The organism is Pseudomonas fluorescens group sp. PF-1 (genome assembly GCF_054481335.1).
Genome location: NZ_JBTMNG010000001.1, coordinates 2,606,340 through 2,629,176 on the forward strand (window position 1 = coordinate 2,606,340; position 22,837 = coordinate 2,629,176).

Annotated in this window: 27 protein-coding genes; 13 read left to right on the forward strand and 14 right to left on the reverse strand. The window is 60.9% G+C overall.

Annotated elements, in window-relative coordinates; all coding sequences use genetic code 11:
- Positions 1–8 precede the first annotated feature (8 nt).
- Together ACX3YD_RS12440 and ACX3YD_RS12445 are read right to left on the reverse strand one after the other, a co-directional pair.
- A complete protein-coding gene (locus tag ACX3YD_RS12440) occupies positions 9–1,403 on the reverse strand; it encodes a sensor histidine kinase (protein ID WP_458960099.1) in 1,395 nt (464 codons plus the stop codon).
- Positions 1,381–2,064, reverse strand: a complete 684-nt coding sequence (locus ACX3YD_RS12445; protein WP_047530042.1) for a response regulator transcription factor — start codon at positions 2,062–2,064, stop codon at positions 1,381–1,383. Before ACX3YD_RS12445 ends, ACX3YD_RS12440 begins: the two co-directional genes overlap by 23 nt.
- Before the next feature lie 178 nt (positions 2,065–2,242).
- On the opposite strand from ACX3YD_RS12445, the gene ACX3YD_RS12450 reads away from it, so the two are divergent.
- Both ACX3YD_RS12450 and ACX3YD_RS12455 read left to right on the forward strand, forming a co-directional pair.
- Complete coding sequence (locus tag ACX3YD_RS12450; RefSeq protein WP_458960100.1) at positions 2,243–2,545, forward strand: YdcA family protein; 303 nt, start codon at positions 2,243–2,245, stop codon at positions 2,543–2,545.
- 184 nt (positions 2,546–2,729) lie between these two features.
- Positions 2,730–3,662 carry a hypothetical protein gene (locus tag ACX3YD_RS12455; protein WP_458960101.1) on the forward strand — a complete coding sequence of 311 codons (933 nt, stop codon included), beginning with the start codon at positions 2,730–2,732 and terminating at the stop codon, positions 3,660–3,662.
- 175 nt (positions 3,663–3,837) lie between these two features.
- On the opposite strand, the gene ACX3YD_RS12460 is transcribed toward ACX3YD_RS12455, so the two are convergent.
- Positions 3,838–4,449 carry a glutathione S-transferase gene (locus ACX3YD_RS12460; protein WP_458960102.1) on the reverse strand — a complete coding sequence of 204 codons (612 nt, stop codon included), beginning with the start codon at positions 4,447–4,449 and terminating at the stop codon, positions 3,838–3,840.
- A gap of 351 nt (positions 4,450–4,800) precedes the next feature.
- Here ACX3YD_RS12460 and ACX3YD_RS12465 point away from each other — a divergent pair, with 351 nt between their 5' ends.
- The 3 genes from ACX3YD_RS12465 to ACX3YD_RS12475 all read left to right on the forward strand — a co-directional run bounded on the left by ACX3YD_RS12465 (position 4,801) and on the right by ACX3YD_RS12475 (position 7,516).
- Positions 4,801–5,205, forward strand: coding sequence for a TraR/DksA family transcriptional regulator (locus ACX3YD_RS12465; RefSeq protein WP_047530036.1), 405 nt, complete (start codon positions 4,801–4,803; stop codon positions 5,203–5,205).
- A gap of 619 nt (positions 5,206–5,824) precedes the next feature.
- Complete coding sequence (locus tag ACX3YD_RS12470) at positions 5,825–7,048, forward strand: methyl-accepting chemotaxis protein (RefSeq protein ID WP_371919921.1); 1,224 nt, start codon at positions 5,825–5,827, stop codon at positions 7,046–7,048.
- A gap of 252 nt (positions 7,049–7,300) precedes the next feature.
- Positions 7,301–7,516 (forward strand): hypothetical protein, encoded by a 216-nt coding sequence (locus tag ACX3YD_RS12475; RefSeq protein ID WP_047530032.1) that lies wholly within the window; start codon positions 7,301–7,303, stop codon positions 7,514–7,516.
- On the opposite strand, the gene ACX3YD_RS12480 is transcribed toward ACX3YD_RS12475, so the two are convergent.
- From ACX3YD_RS12480 to ACX3YD_RS12495, 4 genes are all read right to left on the reverse strand, one after another.
- Complete coding sequence (locus ACX3YD_RS12480) at positions 7,513–7,752, reverse strand: DUF2789 domain-containing protein (protein ID WP_047530030.1); 240 nt, start codon at positions 7,750–7,752, stop codon at positions 7,513–7,515. The two genes, ACX3YD_RS12475 and ACX3YD_RS12480, sit on opposite strands and share 4 nt — an antisense overlap.
- Positions 7,753–7,891: 139 nt before the next feature.
- Positions 7,892–8,122 (reverse strand): hypothetical protein, encoded by a 231-nt coding sequence (locus ACX3YD_RS12485; protein WP_090462473.1) that lies wholly within the window; start codon positions 8,120–8,122, stop codon positions 7,892–7,894.
- 159 nt (positions 8,123–8,281) lie between these two features.
- Positions 8,282–8,506 carry a hypothetical protein gene (locus ACX3YD_RS12490; protein ID WP_081997898.1) on the reverse strand — a complete coding sequence of 75 codons (225 nt, stop codon included), beginning with the start codon at positions 8,504–8,506 and terminating at the stop codon, positions 8,282–8,284.
- A gap of 312 nt (positions 8,507–8,818) precedes the next feature.
- Positions 8,819–8,944, reverse strand: coding sequence for a hypothetical protein (locus tag ACX3YD_RS12495; RefSeq protein WP_256590283.1), 126 nt, complete (start codon positions 8,942–8,944; stop codon positions 8,819–8,821).
- Here ACX3YD_RS12495 and ACX3YD_RS12500 point away from each other — a divergent pair.
- From ACX3YD_RS12500 to ACX3YD_RS12515, 4 genes are all read left to right on the forward strand, one after another.
- Positions 8,918–9,388: a hypothetical protein gene (locus ACX3YD_RS12500; RefSeq protein ID WP_458960103.1), complete on the forward strand. Its 471-nt coding sequence runs from the start codon at positions 8,918–8,920 to the stop codon at positions 9,386–9,388. The genes ACX3YD_RS12495 and ACX3YD_RS12500 overlap by 27 nt on opposite strands.
- Positions 9,388–9,585, forward strand: coding sequence for a hypothetical protein (locus ACX3YD_RS12505; protein ID WP_047530026.1), 198 nt, complete (start codon positions 9,388–9,390; stop codon positions 9,583–9,585). Before ACX3YD_RS12500 ends, ACX3YD_RS12505 begins: the two co-directional genes overlap by 1 nt.
- 124 nt (positions 9,586–9,709) lie before the next feature.
- On the forward strand, positions 9,710–10,723 hold the full coding sequence (locus ACX3YD_RS12510; protein ID WP_103404731.1) for an ABC transporter substrate-binding protein: 1,014 nt from the start codon (positions 9,710–9,712) through the stop codon (positions 10,721–10,723).
- Between the two features lie 117 nt (positions 10,724–10,840).
- Complete coding sequence (locus tag ACX3YD_RS12515; protein WP_103404732.1) at positions 10,841–11,278, forward strand: DUF3995 domain-containing protein; 438 nt, start codon at positions 10,841–10,843, stop codon at positions 11,276–11,278.
- A 56-nt stretch (positions 11,279–11,334) separates the two neighbouring features.
- Here the strand turns inward: ACX3YD_RS12515 and ACX3YD_RS12520 are convergent, their stop codons facing one another.
- The 7 genes from ACX3YD_RS12520 to ACX3YD_RS12550 form a co-directional block, all read right to left on the reverse strand.
- Entirely contained in the window at positions 11,335–11,697 is a 363-nt protein-coding gene (locus ACX3YD_RS12520) for a Na+/H+ antiporter subunit G (RefSeq protein WP_103404733.1), read from the reverse strand.
- Complete coding sequence (locus ACX3YD_RS12525; protein ID WP_047530017.1) at positions 11,694–11,972, reverse strand: K+/H+ antiporter subunit F; 279 nt, start codon at positions 11,970–11,972, stop codon at positions 11,694–11,696. The genes ACX3YD_RS12520 and ACX3YD_RS12525 overlap by 4 nt, the downstream gene beginning before the upstream one ends.
- Entirely contained in the window at positions 11,969–12,457 is a 489-nt protein-coding gene (locus ACX3YD_RS12530) for a Na+/H+ antiporter subunit E (RefSeq protein WP_047530014.1), read from the reverse strand. The genes ACX3YD_RS12525 and ACX3YD_RS12530 overlap by 4 nt, the downstream gene beginning before the upstream one ends.
- Positions 12,454–14,136 carry a monovalent cation/H+ antiporter subunit D gene (locus ACX3YD_RS12535; protein ID WP_458960104.1) on the reverse strand — a complete coding sequence of 561 codons (1,683 nt, stop codon included), beginning with the start codon at positions 14,134–14,136 and terminating at the stop codon, positions 12,454–12,456. The genes ACX3YD_RS12530 and ACX3YD_RS12535 overlap by 4 nt, the downstream gene beginning before the upstream one ends.
- Complete coding sequence (locus tag ACX3YD_RS12540; protein ID WP_007986256.1) at positions 14,133–14,477, reverse strand: Na+/H+ antiporter subunit C; 345 nt, start codon at positions 14,475–14,477, stop codon at positions 14,133–14,135. The genes ACX3YD_RS12535 and ACX3YD_RS12540 overlap by 4 nt, the downstream gene beginning before the upstream one ends.
- A complete protein-coding gene (locus ACX3YD_RS12545) occupies positions 14,477–17,395 on the reverse strand; it encodes a monovalent cation/H+ antiporter subunit A (RefSeq protein ID WP_458960105.1) in 2,919 nt (972 codons plus the stop codon). Before ACX3YD_RS12545 ends, ACX3YD_RS12540 begins: the two co-directional genes overlap by 1 nt.
- 224 nt (positions 17,396–17,619) lie before the next feature.
- Positions 17,620–18,645, reverse strand: coding sequence for a DMT family transporter (locus tag ACX3YD_RS12550; RefSeq protein WP_130205398.1), 1,026 nt, complete (start codon positions 18,643–18,645; stop codon positions 17,620–17,622).
- On the opposite strand from ACX3YD_RS12550, the gene ACX3YD_RS12555 reads away from it, so the two are divergent.
- The 4 genes from ACX3YD_RS12555 to ACX3YD_RS12570 all read left to right on the forward strand — a co-directional run bounded on the left by ACX3YD_RS12555 (position 18,640) and on the right by ACX3YD_RS12570 (position 22,453).
- Positions 18,640–19,203 (forward strand): helix-turn-helix domain-containing protein, encoded by a 564-nt coding sequence (locus ACX3YD_RS12555; protein WP_047530003.1) that lies wholly within the window; start codon positions 18,640–18,642, stop codon positions 19,201–19,203. The two genes, ACX3YD_RS12550 and ACX3YD_RS12555, sit on opposite strands and share 6 nt — an antisense overlap.
- A gap of 157 nt (positions 19,204–19,360) precedes the next feature.
- Positions 19,361–20,563 (forward strand): SfnB family sulfur acquisition oxidoreductase, encoded by a 1,203-nt coding sequence (locus tag ACX3YD_RS12560; protein WP_458960106.1) that lies wholly within the window; start codon positions 19,361–19,363, stop codon positions 20,561–20,563.
- Between the two features lie 10 nt (positions 20,564–20,573).
- Positions 20,574–21,050, forward strand: coding sequence for an acyl-CoA dehydrogenase (locus ACX3YD_RS12565; protein WP_458960107.1), 477 nt, complete (start codon positions 20,574–20,576; stop codon positions 21,048–21,050).
- Positions 21,050–22,453: an LLM class flavin-dependent oxidoreductase gene (locus ACX3YD_RS12570; RefSeq protein WP_458960108.1), complete on the forward strand. Its 1,404-nt coding sequence runs from the start codon at positions 21,050–21,052 to the stop codon at positions 22,451–22,453. Before ACX3YD_RS12565 ends, ACX3YD_RS12570 begins: the two co-directional genes overlap by 1 nt.
- Positions 22,454–22,837 lie beyond the last annotated feature (384 nt).

A 22,837-nucleotide genomic window follows, 5' to 3' on the forward strand; every position in this document is an offset into this window, starting at 1 on the left:
GTTTATCCTCAGGTCGGGGTAATCAAGCTTTGGCGGCAATCGATCACCAGCCGCGCCCCCCCGAGCTCACTGCGACCCACCTCCAGCGTAAAGCCGTGCAGGCTGACAATTGCCGCGACGATCGACAGGCCCAGGCCGAAACCGCTTTTCTGATTGCCCGCCTCGGCGCGATAGAAGCGCTGGAACACCGCCTCGCGTTCAGCCTCCGGGATTCCGGGACCGGAATCGAGCACTTCGATGCGGGTATGCCCCCCCTGATTGACCCCTCGCAAAATCACCGCGCCGCCGGGCGGGGTGAACTTGATCGAGTTGCTCAACAGGTTCGCGATCGCCTCGAACAGCAACGCCCGGTCGCCCTTCAGGGGCGGCAATGACCCAGGCACGTGCAATTGAAAAACCAGGCCATCGTCTTCGGCCAGTGGCAGATAAAAATCATGCAGTTCCTGCAGCAACGGCACCGGGTCGAGTTGCACGAAACCGGAGCGGCGTTGGCGGTCTTCCAGTTCGGAAATCCGCAGCAAGCCCCGAAAACGCGCCATCAGGGTGTCGGCCTCGCTCAGTACCGAATCGAGTTGCGCCGCTTCGGCAGAGCCTTCACCGGCCTGTTGTTGCATGCGATAGAGCTGTGCGCGCAAGCGGGTCAGCGGCGTGCGCAGGTCGTGGGCGATGTTGTCGCACACGCCCTTGACCTCGTTCATCAAGCGCTCGATGCGTTCGAGCATGGCGTTGACGATGGCGGCGAGCATGTCCAGTTCATCGCGGCGATTGGACAACGGCAGGCGCTTGGTCAGGTCCCCGGCGACGATGGCCTCGGCACTGGCCTGAATCGCGCGAATTCGCCGCAGCGGACGGCGGCGCAACAAGTGCCAGCCGACGATGCCCGGCAGGATGGTCAGGGTCACGCCCCAGAACAATGCATGGAGGATGATGCGGGTGACGGCAAACAACGAACCGTTGTCCCGTACCAGGACCAGCCAGCGTCCATCCTCGGTTGCGGTCGCCACCGCGTCGCAGCTGTCGGCGGGCAAGGTCGGGTCGTCGGAGTCGGTGCAGTCGCTTAGCATGTGGATCTCGCCGTCCAGCGGCAAGTCGAGCGGGATACGGCGCAGGGCGCCGCTGAGGTGACGGTGCTGATCATCGAACAGGCCATAGGCGTCGATGCCGCGAATGTCGAAGGTCATGCTGACCGCGAGGGCATCCACCAGTTGTTCACCCTGAAAGCGCGAAAACAGGTGCTGACGCTGCATCAGCGAATGTTTGGCCAGATTGTCCAGGTAAGCGGACACCTCGTAGTACATGACCCCCATGAGAATCCCGCTCCAGGTCACGAACAGCGCACTGTAGAGCGCCAGCAGACGACTGCTGGAAGAACGCCAGCCTTTAGACGGGTTCGGCAATGACATAACCCGAGCCTCGCACGGTTCGAATCAGTGGAACATTGCCCGGTGGGTCGATTTTTTTGCGCAGGCGGCCAATGTGCACGTCGATCAGGTTGGTGCCCGGATCGAAGTGATAGCCCCAGACTTCTTCGAAAATCATCATCCGCGACAGGATTTGCCCGGTGTTGCGCATCAGGAATTCCAGCAGCTTGTATTCGGTGGGCAGCAGCGTCAGTAACTCACCATTGCGGCTGGCTTCGTGGCTGATCAGGTTCAGTTCCAGGTCCGCCACCCGCAACGTGGTGACGTGCGCCGTCACGGTGTTCTGGCGGCGCAACAGGACTTCGACGCGGGCGGCCATTTCATCGGTGGCGAAGGGTTTGGTCAGGTAATCGTCGCCACCGGCACGCAGGCCGCGCACGCGTTCGTCGACGTCGGAGAGGGCGCTGATCATCAGGATGGGGGTCGCCACGCCCATGGTCCGCAGTGTGGTGACGATGGCCAGGCCATCCAGCTCGGGCAGCATGCGGTCGAGGGTGATCAGGTCATAGTGGCCGCTGACTGCGCGCTCCAGCCCTTCGCGGCCGTTGTCGACCCAGTCGACTTCGAGGCCGTGGCTGCTCAGTTCGGCGACAATTTCCCGGGCGGTTACGGCGTCGTCTTCGATGGTCAAGATTCGGGTCATAGGCTGGCCTGATAAATCGGTTCAAGTCTGAGTTCGAAGCATTTTGCCAAGAATTGCCAGTGACTTAATAAATTAACTTTCATGTGATCGCGGTGCATTTAAGGAACGTTGATATCATTGGGCCATAATTTCAACGGGAAGTTGCACCTTGCGTACTCTAAAGCCTGGCTGGATGCCGATGTGCCTGCTGTTGCTGAGTGTTGTCTGCTCATCGACATGGGCCGCCAATACACCGTGTTCGGGAAAGAAGGGCGGTGTCGCCCGTTGTGACGGTGATCTGTTCCTGTGTAACGACGGCTCTATCAGTGCCTCGAAAAAAAGTTGTTCATCTATATATGGCAGCAAAAGCCAGGCCCGGCCACAAGCACGTGTGCAGGAGGCCGAGGGTTGTGCTTGCGGAACCGGTTCGTTCTGCACGGGCCCCAGAGGCGGCGTTTACTGCCTCACGCCGGCAGGCAATAAAAGCTATAGGCGCAAGTAGTTTTCGCAATGCAGAAAGCCCGCCCGGGCGGGCTCTTTATTGCATCTTGCATGACCCTCGGAAGTTCCATCTTTGTAACCATCTGAAGTTAAAGGACTTATCTGGAATTCGCGACTGGCATGGTCACTGCAATTGTTCATTCGAAGAGTTGTAACACCATCTTTCTGCCTGGAGCGATACAACGATGAATAGATCCTCTGATGGTTTCTATCCCGCCGCGGATGAGTCGAGCACGCTCTCGGGTGTGTCCTGGGGGGCGATTTTCGCCGGGGCCGCGGCCGCGGCCGCGTTATCGCTGATCCTCGTGCTGCTGGGTTTCGGCCTTGGATTTTCGGCGGTTTCGCCTTGGGCCAATGAGGGGGTGAGCGCCAAAGGCCTGGGTATTTCAACCATCGTCTGGCTGGCCGCCACCCAGATCATCGCCTCCGGGGCCGGTGGCTACATCGCCGGCCGGCTGCGGGTGAAATGGGCGTATATGCACGGCGATGAAGTCTACTTCCGCGACACCGCCCATGGCTTCCTGGCGTGGTGCGTGGCGACACTCGTGACGGCGACGCTGGTGGCCGGTTCGGTCAGCAGCCTGATCAGCGGCGGGGTGCAGGCCGGGGCGAATGTCGCCGGTGGCGCGGCCAGTGCCATGACGCAAGTGGCCGGTACGGCTGCCGTCAATTCGGGCGGCGATCAATACGGTTACTTCGTCGACAGCCTGTTTCGCGATGATCGTCCGGCCGCCGTCAGCGATGACGCCGCCCGCGGCACCGTCACCCGCATTTTCGTCCGCTCCTTGAGTAACAACGGGCAACTGGCTGCCGAAGATCGCACTTATCTCGCGCAGTTGGTGGCGCAGCGGACCAACCTTACCCAGGCGGACGCTGAACGTCGTGTCGATGAAGTCTATGCCCGCACCCAACAGGCCGTGGCCGACGCCAGGCTGAAGGCACAACAAGCGGCAGACACGGCCGCTAAAGTCGCTGCCTGGACCACGTTGTGGATGTTCGTTGCACTGTTGGCCGGTGCGTTTTTCGCCAGCCTTGCCGCGACTTTCGGCGGTCGTCGCCGGGATGCCGTGGTGTATCTGGAAACCGACACCTACGTGACCACCACAGCCATTCGTTAACTCAGGAGAAACACCATGCGCTCATTACTGTTGTTCTTTCTTGGTGTACCCATCCCGATCATCATTCTGATCGCGCTGTTCATGCACTGATCTTCCGGGGCCTGAGCCTCTGCCGCTTCTGCCTTTGGCAGAAGCGGCCTTTTGGTTGGAGGCCAAATGAGGCGCCGCCTGTCTGTCAGTCAATCGGCGTACTGACAAACGCCTCAAGCCCTTCGGCATACTCGGTGAATGCAGCGATTCGCGGACATTGCGCCCCGGCGACCTGATCCGGCACCACCAGGTTGGTAAAGCTCCAGGCCACGGCGAGGGTGAGTCCATCCTGATCAATCGAACCGTCGGTTTTCAGCGGGTGTTTTTCCAGTTCCCGTTCCAGGGCTGAATAAGCCGCCGCCAGTTGTCCTTCGACTCGCTCAACCCAGGGTTCGTATTGAATCTCCGCCGGCCGCAGGTTGCGCTCGTAATAGAGCTGCACCGATTTTTCGCAGGCTGCCAACGCCAGCCCGATAAGGCGCAACGAGCGCACACGTTGCTCGATTCCCTTGGGCATCAGGCTGCGGCCAGGTTCGGCCAGTGCCTCCAGGTAATCGATGATCAGGGTCGAATCCATCAGTACTTCGCCATCATCCAGCACCAGCGTGGGGGCCTTGACCACGGGGTTGATCTGCTGGAACTGCTCGAAGTGCCTGAACACCGAAACCGATTCATGCTCCAGCGCAATGCCCAGGCGTTTGGCAGAAATGGCGACGCGTCGTACGTAAGGCGAATCCAGCATGCCGATCAGCTTCATTTAACCGCTCCTTGAAATAGCCACTTCGGGACGGACAACCTTAGCTGAGGATGCCTGACGTGAAAATGGGGGGCGTGCCGGTAGCCATTTGTCTTCTATATACCTCCGCTGGATTGAATTTCTTGCTATAAACGCACTCCGATGCCCGCCTTAGATCATTTTCGAGGCTTTGCCGGGAAAATTCGCTGTCTTTTCAGTTGCTGAGGCCTCAAGTCGGCCTTAGACTGCCGCCCCTCGTAAATTGAGTGCCGGGTGGCGCTTGGAACAAACGGCGCCTTTCCGATGGCCTGCCCAGGTCCGCCGGAAAGCTCCCTTATTCGCCTTAATGCACGTTTTTTTATAGAGATATCAATGACAAAGGACAAGTTGCTGGCCATGCCGGCGGATGACTACATGAATGCCGAGCAACATGCTTTTTTCGCCGAGCTGTTGCAGAACATGAAAGTCGAAACCCATGAGCGCATCGAACAGAACCGCATTGCCATCGAGAGCCTGGACACCCCGGCCGACCCGGCTGACGCGGCTTCCGTCGAAGAAGAGCGCACCTGGCTGGTGAACGCGATCGATCGCGATCAGCGCATGCTGCCTCAGTTGGAACAAGCCCTGGAACGCATCAAGGAAGACAGCTTCGGCTGGTGCGATGACAGCGGTGAGCCCATCGGCCTGAAACGCCTGCTGATCAGCCCGACGACCAAGTACTGCATCGAAGCTCAAGAGCGTCACGAGCAGATCGACAAGCACCAGCGTCAGGCGTGATTCTGCAGGCCGCCCGTTTAACTCGGGTAGCCTGTGAAAAGATCGCAGCCTTCGTCAGCGCCTGCCTTCCTTCCGGTCGGCGCTGCCGAAGGCTGCGATCTTTGCTTTTCAACGCCTGCGTAAAGCCCCGCACTTCTATTGATCTGCTGCAACGACCACGACTAAAGGCCCATGGATAATGGCTTTCTGCTGGCGTTTAATGCGATGACAACAATTAGAAGATGGCGGGGTGATAACGATGACGAGAGACGGATCTCTGGTTGCGGCAGTGCCTGCACCAGTACTTTTGCCGAAACACCGCTGGCTGACGCCGTCGCTGCAGAGCATCGCCCTGATGCTGTTGCTGTGTGGCATGACGCTGGGGGGCTGGTCGCTTTACCTGAGCCTGCCATTGGCGGTGCTCATTATCTGGCTGCCTCGTCTGCGTTCGCGTGCGGCACCTGAAGCGGTTCCAGCGGATACGTCCAGCGCCATCTCCGCGTTAACCCGCGATCTTTCCTACACCACCAGTCATAACGCCTTGTCGGCCGCAGGCGTGGCCTTCTCGGTCAAGCAACTGGCGGACAAGCTGCAATCGCAACTCGGTGCGGCGGCGCAGATCGTCAGCAATGCCGAAGTGATGATTGCCACCGAACAAGCCACCTCGACCCTCAGCCGCGAAGCCCTGAGCGCCGCCAGCGAGGCGCATCAGAGTGGCGTGGCCGGGCGAACCGAACTGATCGAGTCGATTGCGCGCATGCATCAGCTCAGTCAGCGCGCCAGTAACAGCCGCGAGCTGATCGAGGCCCTGAGCCTGCGCAGCGATGACATTCAGCGGGTCACTTTGGTGATTCAGTCCATCGCCAGCCAGACCAATTTGCTGGCGTTGAACGCCGCCATCGAAGCGGCGCGCGCCGGTGAGCACGGGCGTGGTTTTGCAGTGGTGGCCGACGAGGTTCGTGGCCTCGCCGCGCGCACCGCCACGGCAACCGGTGAAGTCGGGGAGATGGTGGCCGATATCCAGCAACGCACCGCGCAAGTGGTGGAGCAGATCCGTCAACTGTCCAGCGACCTCGACACCGGCGTCCAGCAGGTCGAGCACACGGGGCAGCACCTGGATAACATCGCGCGGCTGGCGGCCAGTGTCGAACACCAGGTCGGGGAAATTGCCCGAGGCGCAGAGACCAATCGCGAACAGCTCGACAGCCTGTTTCATGCCATCGAACAGATGCGCAGCGACCTGGCCATCAGCGACCAGCAGACTCAGCGTCTGGCTCAGGCCGCGGTGCAGATGGAAGGTCAGGCCGAAACCATCAGTGAGCGCCTGGCGGCAGTCGGGCTGGATGACTATCACCAGCGTATCTACGACCTGGCCCGCGAAGGGGCGAGCCAGATTACCGCGCGATTCGAAGCGGATATCGATGCCGGACGTATCAGTCTCGATGACCTGTTCGACCGAAACTATCAGGCAATCCCCGACACCAGTCCGCCCAAGTACCAGACGCGCTTCGACCGCTACACCGATCAGGTCTTGCCGGCGATTCAGGAGCCGCTGTTGCCGCGCCACGAAGGCCTGGTGTTCGCCATTGCCTGCACCCCTCAAGGCTACGTGCCGACCCATAACAAAGTCTTCAGCCAGCCGCTGACCGGCGATGTGCAGGTCGATACCTTGCAAAACCGCACCAAACGCAAATTCGCTGATCGCACCGGCGTCCGTTGCGGCAGCCACCAACAGGCGGTGCTGCTGCAAACTTACACTCGCGATACTGGAGAGCTCATGCACGACCTGTCGGTGCCGATCATGCTCAAGGGGCGTCATTGGGGCGGTTTGCGCCTGGGCTACAAGCCGGAAAATCCGCGCTAGCGGCTTGATGCTGTTCAGACAAGGACGACCACTTCTGCTATGACGAGCACGCTTGCTCGCCATAGATACAGTGGTCGTCCTGAATGGCGTCTTTCGCAGGGGCCCGTCAAATCGGTTCCAGCAGGTGGGATGAGGTGCTTTATTGTTACGGTTTTGGCAACTCTGCTGTGCGGGGCCGCTGCTTTTTCCGCTCGTATCCGCTGATTAACATGCCGGCATAGTTAGGTTGCTAACTGAGCTCGAGAGGTCAGCATGCACGGTAAGGTTGATGTTGCGGTGATGATTGGCAGCGGTGTGCCCGCCAGTTTGCGGGCGTTGGGGCAGAGTGTCTGCTGGGTGGTGCTGCTCAACGGTGAGCGCCGGGGGACGGCGTTTTCCAGTCGCGATGAAGCGGAGGAGTGCAAGGCTGCCTGGTTGGCGCAATTGAATACTGCAACACCTGGCAGCCTGCGTTACGCCCGGGGTTAGTGAATTTGATGCATACGCAGGTTCAAGTCGTCGACCACCCGCGCCCAGTCGGCATCTTCACGCAATTGTTCTTTCAGGAAGCCTGCCTGTTGCGGCGTCCAGAACTCGGCGTCGATGAGTTTCTTGTCGTCGGGCAACGGTGAATGACTGGCAATGAAATCGTCGATAGCTTTCTGGGTGGAGTCCAGGCCGAGCTGGTCGAACAAACCTTTCAAGTCGTGTGTCGGTGATTCCATCTTCATCTCCTTGCAGCGGGTCGGTCACGTCGAGTACGAGATCTGAGGCGCGGCTACATTGCATCTGAGGGGGCCGCGCGTCAGGAGTTCGAAAGCGATGTTCAAACGCAGCAGTGAGCATAGACCGCAAACTCGAACATCAGGCTTTCAATGCACCTGCATCGACGGCCGCCTTCAACTCCCTGGCGGATTCCTGGGCTGCGGTGGCGGCGACGTCCGAGGTTTTGAACCAGCGATCTTTTTCGACCTGATGGTAGCTCACGGTATTCAGCGGCGGCTTGGCGCGCATGACAATGACAGCCTGGAATTCGCCGTCGACCTCTCTGGCTTCGCCCCAAATAAAAAATTCGCCGATATCAAATTCCGTCACGTAGCTGCCTTCCCTTGGAAATAACTGTTTGTTTAACGCTGCCCACCCAGAGAGGGGTGCGTGTCGTTGGCCGGCCAGTATGGCAGTTGTTGCAGGCCGGCGGCTGAGTTAAGTCGCCGGCATGACGAAACGTCTATCCAAAGGCAAGGAGCGATCCGGTCAGGTACGTGATTCAAGTGACCGGGCGAGTGCGCAGGCTTCGTTGTGATCGCCGCGGAAACCTCTTACATGCCCTGTGGAAATTTCTTTGATATGGAAGAAGGCATTGCCGGCCAATATCACCTGGAACCTCGGTGGGCCGGGGATGTGGGTGACCCGTTCAGGGTGCTGTAACACCGCCGGATGCGGCGTTTGGGGATGAGCGAAGTGTGTCAGTGTGCACATATGAAGTCCTTTTCATTGTTTTACCGACGTATGTACGACGGTATGGGTAGTCTCGATGAGCGTCGCTGCTCTAGAATCACCCCCACTGGTGGGTGATCGATGTTTATCTAAAGCAATTTCTTTCTGGCGATATGTCAGAAAAGTGCTTTTTTTTGAGAGAATTTTCCTCGAAGTTGATAGTCCGTACTTCTCTGACCGTACAAAGGGCGTTTTCCTTCAACCTTTGACGAACGTCAGGCAAGACGATGTGAGCGACATCCAGTAGTCTGCTCAAGCGTCGTGATGGATGAGCCTCCTGCTCATCTCAGGATTTCAATTCGGGTTATCTGGCTTCACCTTCGGCATTGCCGCTTTTTTTGGCTGTGCGCTGTTTTCGCGTGCAGCGTCATTTTCAGATGTGGGGATGTTTCCTTGGCAGTAAGTAATCTCGATATGCATGCTTTGTTCGTGCTGGGTGATTTGCGCGCAAAGCTTGTTAAACAGTTTCAGTCACGTTTCGTTTACATCACCGAACAGAACGCTGAAGGCATTTACGTTGCCGAAATCGACACCGAGTCAGCGCTGGTGGTGGACGATAAACCCGGGCTCAAACTCAAGGTTGGCGATCATTTCAGTGCCTCGGTTTTGCCCAGTCGCGAAGGCGGCAAACTGGAAATCAAATTCCGCGATATCAAACTGACGGTCTACGGCCTGGGCGATTATGCCTTTGTCACCACCGCCGACGGTCATGCCATCGTGTTCAAGGAGGGTCACAACGTGGTGATGGTGTTCGCCGCCCACGAGCAGTTGCAGGAAGGCCTGACCAAAACCCTCAAGGCCGTGACAGCCAAGGCCGCCAAGTGGCGCAAGGGTGAACTGGTGACGTTCAAGGCCAGCGAGTAATGAGCCTGACCCGCGCCGACTTCCATGAGCAGAACCTCGCCAACGCTCAAGCCGAGGCCCAACGGCTATTCGGGCAGAAGGCTGTGCTGCAGGGAGCCTGGCTGAATTGGGTGGCCTCGCAGATCTACGCGTTGCGCCCGGCAGCGTATGCCAGCATGGTCAGAAGAGAACTGGCGCGCTTGCAGGAAACTTCCTAAAACCAGGGCATGCCCCCTCGAAAGCGGGAACCTCTACTACAGTCAGTTGACTGACTATTCAGAGGCTTCGCGGCCTTCTGCCAGGCCATCCTGCGATTGCTGTGAACAGCACGAGGTGTAAAGCATGAAAGGTTTTCGACGGTTGCTGGCCGCTGCCCTGGCCACTTTCGGGTTGTTGGCGTCATCGGTTCCCGTATCGGCTGCCCAGGCACCGATCCACTTCGCTGACCTGAATTGGGAGAGTGGCAGCCTGATCACCGATATCCTGCGCATCATTGTCGAGAAGGGCTACGGGTTGCCGACCGACACCTTGCCGGGCACCACCATTACCCTGGAAACCGCCCTGGCCAACAATGACATTCAGGTCATTGGCGAGGAATGGGCCGGGCGCAGTCCGGTCTGGGTCAAGGCGGAGGCCGAAGGCAAGGTGGCGAGCCTGGGGGATACGGTCAAGGGCGCCACCGAAGGCTGGTGGGTGCCGGAGTATGTGATCAAGGGTGACCCGGCCAGGGGCATCAAGCCGCTGGCGCCGGATCTGCGCAGTGTCACTGACCTGCCGCGCTACAAAGAGGTGTTCAAGGATCCGGAGGCCCCGACCAAGGGACGGTTCCTCAACAGCCCCATCGGCTGGACGTCGGAAGTGGTCAATAAACAGAAGCTCAAGGCGTATGGGCTGGAAGACAGCTACGTGAACTTCCGCAGTGGTTCCGGTGCGGCACTGGACGCGGAGATCAGTTCCTCGATCCGTCGCGGCAAACCGGTGCTGTTCTATTATTGGTCGCCCACGCCGCTGCTCGGTCGATTCAAATTGATTCAACTGCAAGAGCCGCCGTTCGACGCCGAAGCCTGGAAAACCCTGACCGACGCTGACAATCCCAATCCGAAACCGACCCGTTCGCTGGCTTCGAAACTGTCCATTGGTGTGTCTACGCCGTTCCAGAAGCAGTACCCGCAGATTGCCGAGTTCTTCACCAAGGTCGATCTGCCCATCGACCCGTTGAACAAGGCCCTGGCCGAGATGAGCGAGAAACACACCGCGCCGCGCCAGGCCGCCGAAGCGTTCATGAAGGCGCACCCGGATGTGTGGAAAGCCTGGCTGCCCAAGGAGGTGGCGGACAAGGTTTCGGCCGGGCTCTAATGCCGCCTCGGCGATCGCTGGCGGTGGCGTTGGTCGGGTCGGACCGACAAGTTCGTGCAGTTCAGGAAATGCCAACTAGGATGATTTTGTTCAAATCCCTTTCAAGGATTTCTGACCATGACTCTGGTGTTGGCTCAATGGCTGGTGACGATCTTCGCCGCGATCAGCCTGATGCATGTCTACTGGGCTTTGGGTGGCGAGTGGGCCGCCGTGGCGGTGGTGCCGCAAGTGCCGGTGGAAGGCGGGCTGAAATTGCGACCGGCCTTCAGACCGCGGGGCTGGATCACGTTGATGGTGGCCGGTGCGTTGTTGCTGATTTCATTGCTGGTGTGCTTGCGCGTGGGGTGGTGGGTGCCGGCGGTGTCCCATTGGTCGCTGCAATGGCTGATCAGTGCCATCGCGATCATGATGTTCGCCCGGGCCATTGGGGATTCGGACCTGGTGGGCTTTTTCAAAGAGGTCAAGGGCTCGAAGTTTGCCCGGCTGGATACCTGGGTTTATTCGCCGTTGTGTGTGGTGCTGGGGGCGGGATTGTTGGCGGTGGCCTGGGTCTGAATCCATCGCGAGCAGGCTCGTGACAGCGTCAGCCCGGCCAATACAAAAACGCTGAACTAGCGACCGCTTTCGCTGCGCCGGCTGGACACCTCCGCCGGCACATCATCCCCCGCCATGCGCTTGCGAAACAGCGCCGCCCTGGCCAGCAGCAAGGTGGTCACCGGCACGGTAATCGCCAGCAGAATCGGAATCAGCCAGGCGTGCAGCACCGGCGCGGACTTGAGTGCCGAAAAGTAGATGATCGAGGCCAGTGCCACGCACCACGCGCCCAGGGTCGAGGCCAGCGCCGGCGGGTGCATGCGCTGGAAGTAATCCTTCATTCGCACCAGGCCGATGGCGCCGACCAATGCAAACAGACTGCTGAGCACCAGCAGGATGACCACCGGGATTTCCACCCACACAGACAGTTGCGCGCTCATTCGATCACCTCGCCACGCAGCAGGAATTTCGCCAGGGCAAACGAGCCGACGAAGCCAAACAGCGCAATCAGCAGCGCTGCCTCGAAGTAAGTGTCGCTGGCATAGCGAATGCCCAGTGCCAGCATCATCAGCATCGCGATGATGTACAGGTAGTCCAGTGCCAGTACCCGGTCCTGGGCCGACGGGCCCTTGAACAGGCGGATGAGGGTCAGAATCATCGCCACGGAAAACAGCAACAGGCTCAGCATAATTGCATTCGATAGCAGGGCGCTCATTCGAATATCTCCATCAACGGGCGCTCGTAGGTCGCCTTGAAGTGCTCAATGAACAGTGCTTCGTCTTCCAGATCGAAGACATGCAACAGCAGAATGCTGCGGTCCAGCGCCAGTTCCGACCAGACCGTGCCGGGCACCACGGTGCAGATCATCGACAGCGTCGCCAGGCCGTTGGCGTCGCGCAGGTCCAGCGGTACCTTGATGAACCGCGAGCGCGGTGGCCGGCGCCCGGCGTTGAGCACGCTCCAGGCCACGGCGAGGTTGGACACCACCACATCGCGTCCAACCATCAGGAACAGGCGCAGGATCACCCCCGGCCGGCGGATGCGGATCGGCAGCGGGCGCAACTTGCGCATCATCAACGGTGCGCAGAACCCCAGCATTGCACCCAGCAACAAATTGCCGGGGCTCATCGACAGGTTCAGCACCAGCCACAACAGCCACAGCGCCAGCGACAACCACGGTGCAGGAAACAGGCGCTTCATGGTTGCACCTCCAGCAGCGCGGCCTTGGATTCCGGGCTGGGCACTGCCCGGGTGCCGAGCACGGCCATCACATACTGCTGCGGGTTGTTCAAGGTATCGGCGGCCGCCTGGGTGTAGCGCAACAGCGGTTCGGCCTTGAAGGTCAACAGGATGCTCAGACCCAACAGCGCGAAAATCGGCACGCACTCCAGCCGCCGCAGGACCGGCGACGGTCGTTCTTGCGGCGTCCAGAAACGCTGGATGCCCAGGCGCGAAAAAGCCACCAGCGAGGCCAACCCGGAGAGGATCAGCAATGCCAGCAACCCCCACGCCGCGTTCGACACCGGCTCGTCACCGGCGCTGCCCAGGCCCAGCGGGTTGAGCAGGGCGCTGAGCAGGCTGAGCTTGCCGATGAAGCCGGAAAGTGGCGGCATGCCGATGATCAACAGCGCGCAGGCAATGAAGCTCAAGCCGAGGAAGGCCATGGTCCAGGGAATCACCTGGCCGACCACGGCTTTGAGATCGTCGTCGAGGTTGTCCTTGACCGGCACCGAAGCTTGCAGTGGTCGCGGCAGCATCTCGTTTTCATCTTCCAGCGGGATCTCGACCGCCGAGCGCGAACGTTCGATCAATTCTGCCAGCAGGAACAGCGCGCTCAGTGCGAGGGTCGAGCTGACCAGATAGAACAGCGCCGCGCCGATCAGGTTGGGTTGGGCGAAACCGATGGCCGACAACAGAATGCCCGCCGACACCAGAATGCTCAGGCTGGCCATGCGCTCCAACCGTTGCGCGGCGAGGATCGCTATGGCCGCGCAGACGATGGTCGCCATGCCGCCGTAGATCAGCCAGTCGCCGCCGAAGTACGCCGACGCCCCGGCCTGCCCGGAGAACAGCAGGGTCCACAGGCGCAGCAGGGTGTAGATGCCGACCTTGGTCATGATCGCGAACATCGCTGCCACTGGCGCGCTCGCCGAGGAATAGGCCGGCACCAGCCAGAAGTTCAGCGGCCACATCCCGGCCTTGGCCAGGAACGCCACCGCGAGAATGCCTGCACCGGCATGCAGCAGGCCGCGATCGGCCTGCGGCACCAGCGGAATCTTCAACGCCAGGTTGGCCATGTTCAAGGTGCCGGTGACGCCGTAGATCAGCGCCGCGCCAATCAGGAACAGGGTCGAGGCCAGCAGGTTGATCGAGATGTAGTGCAGCCCCGCCGACACCCGCGCGCGACCCGAACCGTGCAGCATCAGGCCATAGGAAGCGGCCAGCAGCACTTCAAAGAACACGAACAGGTTGAACAGGTCCGCCGTCAGGAAGGCGCCATACAGGCCCATCAACTGAATCTGGAACAGCGCATGGAAACTCGAACCGGCACTGTCCCAGCGCGCCATGGCGAACAGCAACGCGCTGACGCCGATGATGCCGGTCAGTACCAGCATCAACGCGGACAGGCGATCGACCACCAGCACCAGGCCGAACGGCGTCTGCCAGTTGCCCGGCAGGTAGACGCCTATGGAGCCGGGCACGCCGGTGGTTTGTGTCCATTGCAGCAGCAGTACGGAAATGCCCAGGCCCATCAGGCTGGAGAACAAATTGATCTTGGCCTTAAGCGGTCGATGTTTCTCGCCAAGCATCAGCATGATGGCGGCGGTCAGCAGCGGCAGCAGAATCGGGGCCGCGATCAGGTGCGTCATTGCATTCATTCTTTAGGCTCCCGGCCATCCACATGGTCGGTGCCGGTCAGGCCCCGGGAGGCCAGCAAAACCACCAGGAACAGCGCGGTCATGGCGAAGCTGATCACGATCGCCGTGAGGACCAGCGCCTGCGGCAACGGGTCGGTGTAATGCAGCAGGTCCTGCGGCACGCCGTCCTTGATGATCGGCTCCTTGCCGATGAACAGGCTGCCCATGCTGAAGATGAACAGGTTGACGCCATAGGACAGCAGGCACAGGCCCATGACCACCTGGAACGTCCGTGGCCGCAGGATCAGCCAGACGCCGGACGCGGCCAGTACGCCGATGGCGATGGCAATGACTTCTTCCATCAGACGGTCTCCTTCATGGCGACGGGTTTTGGCTGCGCAGCCGTTTTGTGACCCCGAACCGATTGGTGGGCGAGGGCGGTGAGGATCAGCAGGGTCGAGCCCACCACCACGGCGTACACGCCAATGTCAAAGAACAGCGCGCTGGCCACATGAATGTCGCCCAGCACCGGCAGGTCCAGATGCCAGGTGTGAGTGGTGAGGAATGGATACCCGACCGCCATGGCACCCAGGCCCGTGACGGTGGCGAACAGCAGGCCGGTGCTCATCCAGCGCAGCGGTCGCAGACTCATTTGCGCCTCGACCCACTGGGTGCCGGCGACCATGTATTGCAGGATGAACGCCACCGACATCACCAGGCCCGCGACGAAACCGCCACCCGGCTGGTTGTGCCCGCGCATGAACAGGTAAAAGGACACCACCACGGCAATCGGCAGCAGCAGGCGCACCAGCACCGCCGGCACCATCATGAAGCCCAGGGCGGTGTCGCTGGCGTGGCGCGGGTTGACCAGATCAGTAACCACGTCGGGCGCCAGCAGGCGTTGTTGCGCTGGCAGTTGCAGGCTTTCTTTCGGTGGGCGGAAACGTCGCAACAAGGCGAACACGGTCAGGGCCACGGCCACCAGCACGGTGATTTCGCCCAGGGTGTCGAAGCCGCGGAAGTCCACCAGCATCACGTTGACTACGTTACTGCCACCGCCTTCAGGCAGGGCGCGACTGAGGTAGAACGAGGAAATGTCGTTCGGTGTCTGCCGGGTCAGCATCGCGTAGGCCAGCAACGCCATGCCGCCGCCGACCACGGTCGACAGCAGCAAGTCACGGATACGGCGGATGCGCGCTTTGCGCAGGCTGCTCGGCAAGGGCGAGACTTCTTCGATCCGTCGGGGCAGCCAGCGCAGGCCCAGCAGGATCAGCACCGTGGTCACCACTTCGACCACCAGCTGCGTCAGGGCCAGGTCCGGCGCCGAGAACCAGACAAAGGTCACGCAGGTCATCAGGCCGCAGACGCTGACCATGGTCAGGGCGGCGAGACGGTGGTACTTGGCCTGCCAGGCGGCGCCAAGGGCGCAGGCAATCGCCAGCAGCCACAGGATGACGAACACGATCGAGCCGGGAATCTTCGGCCGGTCGCCCCAGTGCAGGCTGCTGTGCAACATCGGAATCAAGCCGGCCAGCACGGCGGCGAGCACCATCAGGAACAGCTGGGTCTGCAGGCGTTTGGTACTGATCCGTCGTTCCAGGCGCCGGGCCAGGCGCATTTTGATCACCAGGATGCGTTCGAACAGGCGCTTGCCGTTGAACCGTCCAATCAGCGGCGGGTAGCGGAAGCGCCCGCGCTTGAGCTGATTACGCAGCAGCAGATACACCACGATGCCGCCGGACATGGCGATCAGGCTCATGATCATCGGCGCGTTCCAGCCGTGCCAGATCGCCAGGCTGTACTCCGGCAAGGTGCCGCCCACCACCGGCAGCGCGGCAGCGGCGAGCAGCGGGCCCACCACCTGAGCAGGGAAAATGCCCACCACCAGGCAGGTGAACACCAGCAACTCGACTGGCGCGCGCATCCAGCGTGGCGGTTCGTGCGGGGTGTGGGGCAGGTCGGTGGCGGTCGGGCCGAAGAACACGTCCACGGTGAAGCGCAGAGAGTAGGCGACGCTGAAGGTGCCGGCGATGGTCGCGACGATCGGCAGGGCCATCTCGACCCAGGCTGTGGCGTTGATGAACACGGTTTCGGCGAAGAACATCTCTTTTGAGAGGAAGCCGTTGAGCAATGGCACGCCGGCCATGGAGGCACTGGCGACCATGGCCAGGGTCGCGGTGAACGGAATCAGCTTGAACAGGCCGTTGAGCCGGCGAATGTCGCGGGTGCCGCTTTCGTGGTCGATGATCCCGGCGGCCATGAACAGCGAGGCCTTGAAGGTGGCATGGTTGAGGATGTGAAACACTGCTGCCACGGCCGCCAGCGGACTGTTCAGGCCCAGCAGCAGCGTGATCAGGCCCAGGTGGCTGATGGTCGAGTAGGCCAGCAGGCCCTTGAGGTCGTTCTGGAACATCGCGCAATAGGCGCCGAGCAACAGGGTGCAGGCCCCGGCCCCGCTGACGATGTAGAACCATTCTTCGCTGCCGGACAGCGACGGCCACAACCGTGCCAGCAGAAACACCCCGGCCTTGACCATGGTCGCCGAGTGCAGATAGGCCGATACCGGTGTCGGCGCCGCCATGGCGTGGGGCAGCCAGAAGTGGAAGGGGAATTGCGCGCTTTTGCTCAGCGCGCCGATCAGGATCAGGGGGAGCAGAATGGGGTAGAGGGCATGTGCGCGAATCAGATCGCCGGCGGCCAGGACCTTGTCCAGGTCATAGCTGCCGACCACATGGCCGAGCAGCATGACCCCCGCCAGCAGGCACAGACCGCCAGCGCCGGTGACCATCAGCGCCATATAGGCTCCGCGCCGGGCATCGGCCCGGTGGTGCCAGTAGCCGATCAGCAGGAATGAAAAGAGGCTGGTCAGCTCCCAGAAAAACACGATCTGAATCAGGTTGCCGGAGATCACCAGCCCGAGCATGGCGCCCATGAACGCCAGGAAAAACGCAAAGAAGCGGGGCACCGGATCGTCCGGCGACATGTAGTAACGGGCGTACAGGGACACCAGCGTGCCGATGCCCAGTACCAGCATCGAGAACAGCCAGGCGAAACCGTCCATGCGCAAGACAAAGTTCAGGCCCAGGCTGGGCAGCCAGAAGAACTCTTCACGGATCACGCCGCCATGGGCGATTTGCGGGTAAAGGAGCGCGACCTGAAGGGTGCCGATCAAGGCCACCAGGCCAGCCAACAGGGATTCGGTATTACGCGCGTTGTGTGGCAGCACCGCTGCCAGACAGCTGCCTATGAAAGGCAGAAGCAGTAGAACTATCAGGGACATAGGCTTCTAATCTGCGGAAGTTTGTGAAGCATCATACGTGCCAGCTCCCGGATCGCCAAACGCCAAGCTGTCGCAGAATCCTACAAGGTAGACGGAAAAAGCCCGTTTTTCGTTGTTTCAGAGAAGGTGTCTGACCGGACTGACACCATCGCGAGCACGCACTGGCCCCTGGGGTGCGAGCTTGCTCGCGATGGCGATTTATCAAACGCCACCGATTTCATCGCTTAACCTTGAGTTTCGCGCTCCAGGGCTTCTTCAGGCGTAGCCACCTTACCCTTGGTCTTCAACTCGCTGACAATCACCGCCGCGACGATCAACCCCGCCCCCAGTAGCGCAATCGCCGGCAAGCGCTCCCCGGCAATCCGCCCGACAATCCCGGCCCACACCGGCTCACCGGCATAAATCAGCGTGGCGCGGGTGGGCGAAACACTCTTCTGCGCCCAGTTCATTGCCACTTGAATCGCGGCGCTCGCCATGCCCAGGCCCAGGGCACTGCACAGCAGCAGCCAGGAGAAATCCGGAATCCGTTCCTGGGTCGGGACCACCATCAAGAACGACAGCAGGGATGTGACGGCCAGTTGCACCACGGTCACCCGCTTCACATCGACCTGGCCGGCATAGGTGCTGATCAGAATGATTTCCGCCGCAATGGCAATGGCGCTGATCAAGGTCGCGATTTCACCGGGGCTGAAGTGGAAAGACGCCCCGGCCGGGCCCGACAGCAGCATCAGGCCAGTGAAAGCCAGCATGATGCCGATGCTCGGCATCAGCCCCGGACGACGCCCCAGTACCAGCCATTGCAGCAAGGGCACGAAGGGCACGTAAAGCGCGGTGATGAACGCCGACTGGCTGCTGGGAATACTTTGCAACCCGACGGTCTGGAGGCCGTAACCGAGCATGATCGCCACGCCGATAAAGGCGCCGGCCTTGAATTCGAAAAAGGTCAGGTCGCGCAGGGTGCGCCAGGAGAAGAGGGCCACGATGCTTGCGGCGGCGGCAAAGCGCAGGCCGACGAAAAACATCGGCCCGCTGACGGTCATCGCATGCTGAACCAGCAAAAAGGTCCCGCCCCAGACCATGGTGATCAGCACCAGCACGCACTCGGCCTTGCTGAGCCGCAGGAAACGAGAGGAAGCTTGGGGAGCGTTCGGCGACGTCATGATCTTGCGCACTACCTGAGGGGGACGCACAATGCGCCCGAAGTTGGGCAGTATACTGCGCAACACCACCAAGTGAGCAATATAGTGCACAAAGATTCCACGCCCCGGGCTTCGGTCCTGCAGCACGTCAGCCAGAATATCCGACGCCTGCGCCATGCCGCCGACATGAGCCAGACTGCCCTGGCTGAAAAGTCCGGTGTCAGCCGCCGCATGCTGGTGGCCATCGAAGCCGGCGAAAAGAACGTCAGCCTGACCACCCTCGATCGCGTGGCCGAAGCACTGGACGTGGCGTTCAGCGACCTGATCCAGGCCCCCGACGCCCGCGATCACAGCCGCATCAATGAGCTGGCCTGGGCAGGGACGATCCCCGGTAGCAAGGCGGTATTGCTGGCCAAGGCCAACGCCACCCGTGAAGTCGAACTCTGGGAATGGCGCCTCGAACCGGGTGAGCATTATCCGTCGGAACCGGATGCCGATGGCTGGAGCGAACAGTTCTACGTCTTCGAAGGCTGCCTGACCCTGATGGTCGGTGATGTGCCGCACCGTATCAGCGCCGGCGAGTTCTTCATGTTCGCCAGCAACCAGCCACATTCCTATCGCAACGATGGGCCGGTGGCGGTACGTTTTGTGCGCAACGTGGTGATCTGAACTGTTTGCCCATCAACACTGGATAAACATTTTGCTGTTCTCAAGTTGTGAGGCTTTCTCGGTTAATTGGTTAACTCATTGAAAATTAATTAATTAAATTTCAGGCACGACTCCTGCAAAAGCTCTGGTGCACTCACCCAGAACCTGGAATCGGCCCATGACAGCCTCAGCCCAACCCCTTCATACCGCCCATGTGATCCGCTCGGACGCCGAGGCGATTGCCGTCGCTCACAAGCTCGCCGAGCGTTTCGTCGTCGAGGCCAGCGTACGGGATCGCGAGCGACGCCTGCCCGTCGCCGAACTCGACGAGTTCTCAGCCAGCGGCCTCTGGGGCATCACCGTGCCAAAAGCCTACGGTGGTGCCGGCGTCTCCTATGTGACCGTGGCCGAAGTGATCAAGATCATTTCCGCCGCCGATTCGTCCCTCGGCCAGATCCCGCAAAACCACCTCGGCGTGCTCGACATTCTGCTGCAAACCGCCAGCGAAGAGCAGAAGCGCTACTACTTCGGCAAAGTGCTGAAGGGCTACCGTTTCGGCAATGCCTTCTCCGAATCCAAAAGCAAAACCGCCGGCGCCTTCGAAACCCGGATTCGTTTCAACGATGACAGCGCGCAAATCGATGGCGAGAAGTTCTACTGCACCGGTGCGCTGTTCGCGCACATCGTGCCGGCCGTGGCGGTCAACGAGCAGAACCAGGCGTTCATCGCCTTCATCGAGCGTGATAACCCGGGCTTGAGCGTGATCGACAGCTGGGACGGTTTTGGCCAGCGCACCACCGCCAGCGGCGGAGTGACCCTGAACGCGGTGAAGGTTCCGCTCAGCGCGGTGATCCCGGCCCATAAAGCCTTCGACGAACCCACCGCCGACGGCCCGATCTCGCAAATCATCCAGGCCGCCGTCGACACCGGCATCGCCGTCGGCGCCCTGGAAGAAACCAAGCGCTACGCCCGTGAGGCGCGACCCTGGATCGACAGCGGCCAGGATCACGGCTGGCAGGACCCGTACAGCATCGCTGCCATCGGCGACCTCGAGTGGCGCGTGCATGGCACGGAAGCAATCCTGAAAAAAGCCGGCCAGGCCATCGATGCCGCGCTGCTCGACGCCAATGAAGACACCGTGGCCCACGCCTCGGTGGTGGTGGCCCAGGCCAAAGTGTTGTCCGCCGAGATCGCCTTGCTCGCCAGCAGCAAGCTGTTCGAGCTGGCGGGAACCCGCTCGGTGCTCGGCAAATACAACCTCGATCGCCACTGGCGCAACGCCCGGACCCACACCCTGCACGACCCGGCGCGCTGGAAATACCACCTGATCGGCAACTACCTGCTCAACGGCGTGAAACCTGCGCGCCACGCCTGGAACTGAGGAGCTCAGCATGAACGCCTTGACCCAACCGATTGCTACCGAACAACCCTTGTCCAACAGTCAGCACGACCTGCACAACGCCCGCAGCCTGCTCGAGGCCACCCTGCGTTTCGTCCGCACGCAGGCTCACCCCTGGGCCGGCAGCGGCTTGACCAACGCCAGCGAAGATCCTTACGTGATCAGCCGTTTCGGCGACGTACAGATCCGCATCGAAGTCGCTGCCGCACTGCTCGAACGTGCCGAAGACTTTGTGAACAGCCATGAAGACGCCACCGAAACACGCATCGCCATTGCCGAAGCGCACCTGGCCAGCGCCGAAGCCCTGAGCACCGCGAGCAACGCCGAATTCGAACTCACCGGTCAACGCACTGCGCTGCCCGGTTCGCTGCACGACCCGTTGCGCTGGAAGCTCCAGGTCATCGGCAACTTCCGCCTCAATGGCATTCATCCCCCAAGTTCTCCAATCTCCGCAAAGGGAGCCGTTTGATGGCCCGTGAAATTCGTCTCAACGCCTTTGACATGAACTGCGTCGGCCACCAGTCGCCGGGATTGTGGGCACACCCACGGGACCGCTCATGGCAGTACAAGGACCTGGAATACTGGACTGACCTGGCGAAAATCCTCGAGCGCGGCAAGTTCGACGGTTTGTTCATCGCCGACGTACTGGGTATCTATGACGTGTACAACGGCAATGGTGATGCGGCGATCCGCCAGGCCGCGCAAGTGCCGGTCAACGATCCGTTGCAACTGATCCCGCCGATGGCGCTGGTGACCGAACATTTGGGTTTTGGCCTGACCGCGTCGCTGTCGTTCGAGCATCCGTATCCGTTCGCCCGCCGCCTGTCGACCCTCGATCACCTGACCAAGGGGCGCGCGGGCTGGAACATCGTCACTTCGTACCTGGAGAGCGGCGCGAAGAACCTCGGGCAGAAATCCCAGACCGAACACGACGCCCGTTACGACTACGCCGAGGAATACCTGGAGGTTTGCTACAAACTGTGGGAAGGCAGCTGGGAAGAGGGCGCCATCCTGCGCGATCGTGCGCGGCGGGTGTTCAGCGATCCGAGCAAGATCCATGAAATCCGGCACGTCGGCAAACACTTCCAGGTGCCGGGTATTCATCTCTGCGAGCCCTCGCCGCAAAGGACTCCGGTGCTGTATCAGGCCGGCGCTTCGAGTCGCGGCAAACAATTCGCCGCTGAACATGCCGAGTGCGTGTTCGTCGCCGCACCGTCGAAAGTGCTGCTGAAGAAAACCGTCGCCGATATCCGCCGGCGTGCGGCGGAGGCGGGGCGCGATCCGAGGAAGATCCTCATCTTCAACCTGCAAACGGTGATCCTCGGCGAGACCGACGCCAAGGCCAAGGCCAAGTTCGAAGAGTACAAGACCTGGGTCAGTTACGAAGGCGCCATGGCCTTGATTTCCGGTTGGACCGGCATCGATTTCAGCCAGTTCAAACCCGACGAACCGCTCAAGCATGTGCACACCAACGCCATTCAATCTGCGGTGGAGGCGTTCTCCAGTGCCGACCCGAACAAAGTCTGGACCCCCAACGAACTGGCCGACTGGGTCGGGATTGGCGGCTTTGGGCCGTTGTTCGTCGGCAGCCCGGAAACCGTGGCCGACCTGTTGCAGGAATGGGTTGAAGAGACAGACGTGGACGGGTTCAACCTGGCGTACGCGCTGACCCACGAAACCTTCATCGATGCCGTGGAATTGCTGGTGCCCGAGTTGCAGAAACGCGGGGTCTACAAGACCGAATACGCCCCCGGCACCTTGCGCGAGAAGCTGTTTGGTGAAGGGCCGCGATTGCCCGAGATCCATCCAGGCAGTGGCTATCGCGATCTGGCGGCGTTGCGTCAGCAGGAGAAAAAAGTCGTGTCTGCCTAGCGCCCGAGCACGCCACCTGTCCCCGTGTGGGAGCGAGCTCGCGATGAAGCCGGCACCGACAACATCGATGTCACCTGGCAGGACGCCATCGCCGGCAAGCCGGCTCCCACAGGAAATTGGCTGTGCCCCGGATTTCCGGTTCAGTCAGTGCCCCCTGTGGGAGCGAGCTTGCTCGCGATGAGGCCGGCACAGCCAACATCGATGTCACCTGGCAGGACGCCATCGCCGGCAAGCCGGCTCCCACAGGAAATTGGCTGTGCCCCGGATTTCCGGTTCAGCCAGTGCCCCCTGTGGGAGCGAGCTTGCTCGCGATGAGGCCGGCACAGCCAACATCGATGTCACCTGGCAGGACGCCATCGCCGGCAAGCCGGCTCCCACAGGAAA

Bases quoted from the DNA above. Each gene is read 5' to 3' on its own strand.
- ACX3YD_RS12440 (WP_458960099.1), bottom strand. From the start codon at position 1,403: ATGTCATTGCCGAACCCGTCTAAAGGCTGGCGTTCTTCCAGCAGTCGT.
- ACX3YD_RS12445 (WP_047530042.1), bottom strand. From the start codon at position 2,064: ATGACCCGAATCTTGACCATCGAAGACGACGCCGTAACCGCCCGGGAA.
- ACX3YD_RS12450 (WP_458960100.1), top strand. From the start codon at position 2,243: ATGTGCCTGCTGTTGCTGAGTGTTGTCTGCTCATCGACATGGGCCGCC.
- ACX3YD_RS12455 (WP_458960101.1), top strand. From the start codon at position 2,730: ATGAATAGATCCTCTGATGGTTTCTATCCCGCCGCGGATGAGTCGAGC.
- ACX3YD_RS12460 (WP_458960102.1), bottom strand. From the start codon at position 4,449: ATGAAGCTGATCGGCATGCTGGATTCGCCTTACGTACGACGCGTCGCC.
- ACX3YD_RS12465 (WP_047530036.1), top strand. From the start codon at position 4,801: ATGACAAAGGACAAGTTGCTGGCCATGCCGGCGGATGACTACATGAAT.
- ACX3YD_RS12470 (WP_371919921.1), top strand. From the start codon at position 5,825: ATGATTGCCACCGAACAAGCCACCTCGACCCTCAGCCGCGAAGCCCTG.
- ACX3YD_RS12475 (WP_047530032.1), top strand. From the start codon at position 7,301: ATGCACGGTAAGGTTGATGTTGCGGTGATGATTGGCAGCGGTGTGCCC.
- ACX3YD_RS12480 (WP_047530030.1), bottom strand. From the start codon at position 7,752: ATGGAATCACCGACACACGACTTGAAAGGTTTGTTCGACCAGCTCGGC.
- ACX3YD_RS12490 (WP_081997898.1), bottom strand. From the start codon at position 8,506: ATGTGCACACTGACACACTTCGCTCATCCCCAAACGCCGCATCCGGCG.
- ACX3YD_RS12495 (WP_256590283.1), bottom strand. From the start codon at position 8,944: ATGCATATCGAGATTACTTACTGCCAAGGAAACATCCCCACATCTGAA.
- ACX3YD_RS12505 (WP_047530026.1), top strand. From the start codon at position 9,388: ATGAGCCTGACCCGCGCCGACTTCCATGAGCAGAACCTCGCCAACGCT.
- ACX3YD_RS12510 (WP_103404731.1), top strand. From the start codon at position 9,710: ATGAAAGGTTTTCGACGGTTGCTGGCCGCTGCCCTGGCCACTTTCGGG.
- ACX3YD_RS12515 (WP_103404732.1), top strand. From the start codon at position 10,841: ATGACTCTGGTGTTGGCTCAATGGCTGGTGACGATCTTCGCCGCGATC.
- ACX3YD_RS12520 (WP_103404733.1), bottom strand. From the start codon at position 11,697: ATGAGCGCGCAACTGTCTGTGTGGGTGGAAATCCCGGTGGTCATCCTG.
- ACX3YD_RS12525 (WP_047530017.1), bottom strand. From the start codon at position 11,972: ATGAGCGCCCTGCTATCGAATGCAATTATGCTGAGCCTGTTGCTGTTT.
- ACX3YD_RS12530 (WP_047530014.1), bottom strand. From the start codon at position 12,457: ATGAAGCGCCTGTTTCCTGCACCGTGGTTGTCGCTGGCGCTGTGGCTG.
- ACX3YD_RS12535 (WP_458960104.1), bottom strand. From the start codon at position 14,136: ATGAATGCAATGACGCACCTGATCGCGGCCCCGATTCTGCTGCCGCTG.
- ACX3YD_RS12540 (WP_007986256.1), bottom strand. From the start codon at position 14,477: ATGGAAGAAGTCATTGCCATCGCCATCGGCGTACTGGCCGCGTCCGGC.
- ACX3YD_RS12545 (WP_458960105.1), bottom strand. From the start codon at position 17,395: ATGTCCCTGATAGTTCTACTGCTTCTGCCTTTCATAGGCAGCTGTCTG.
- ACX3YD_RS12560 (WP_458960106.1), top strand. From the start codon at position 19,361: ATGACAGCCTCAGCCCAACCCCTTCATACCGCCCATGTGATCCGCTCG.
- ACX3YD_RS12565 (WP_458960107.1), top strand. From the start codon at position 20,574: ATGAACGCCTTGACCCAACCGATTGCTACCGAACAACCCTTGTCCAAC.
- ACX3YD_RS12570 (WP_458960108.1), top strand. From the start codon at position 21,050: ATGGCCCGTGAAATTCGTCTCAACGCCTTTGACATGAACTGCGTCGGC.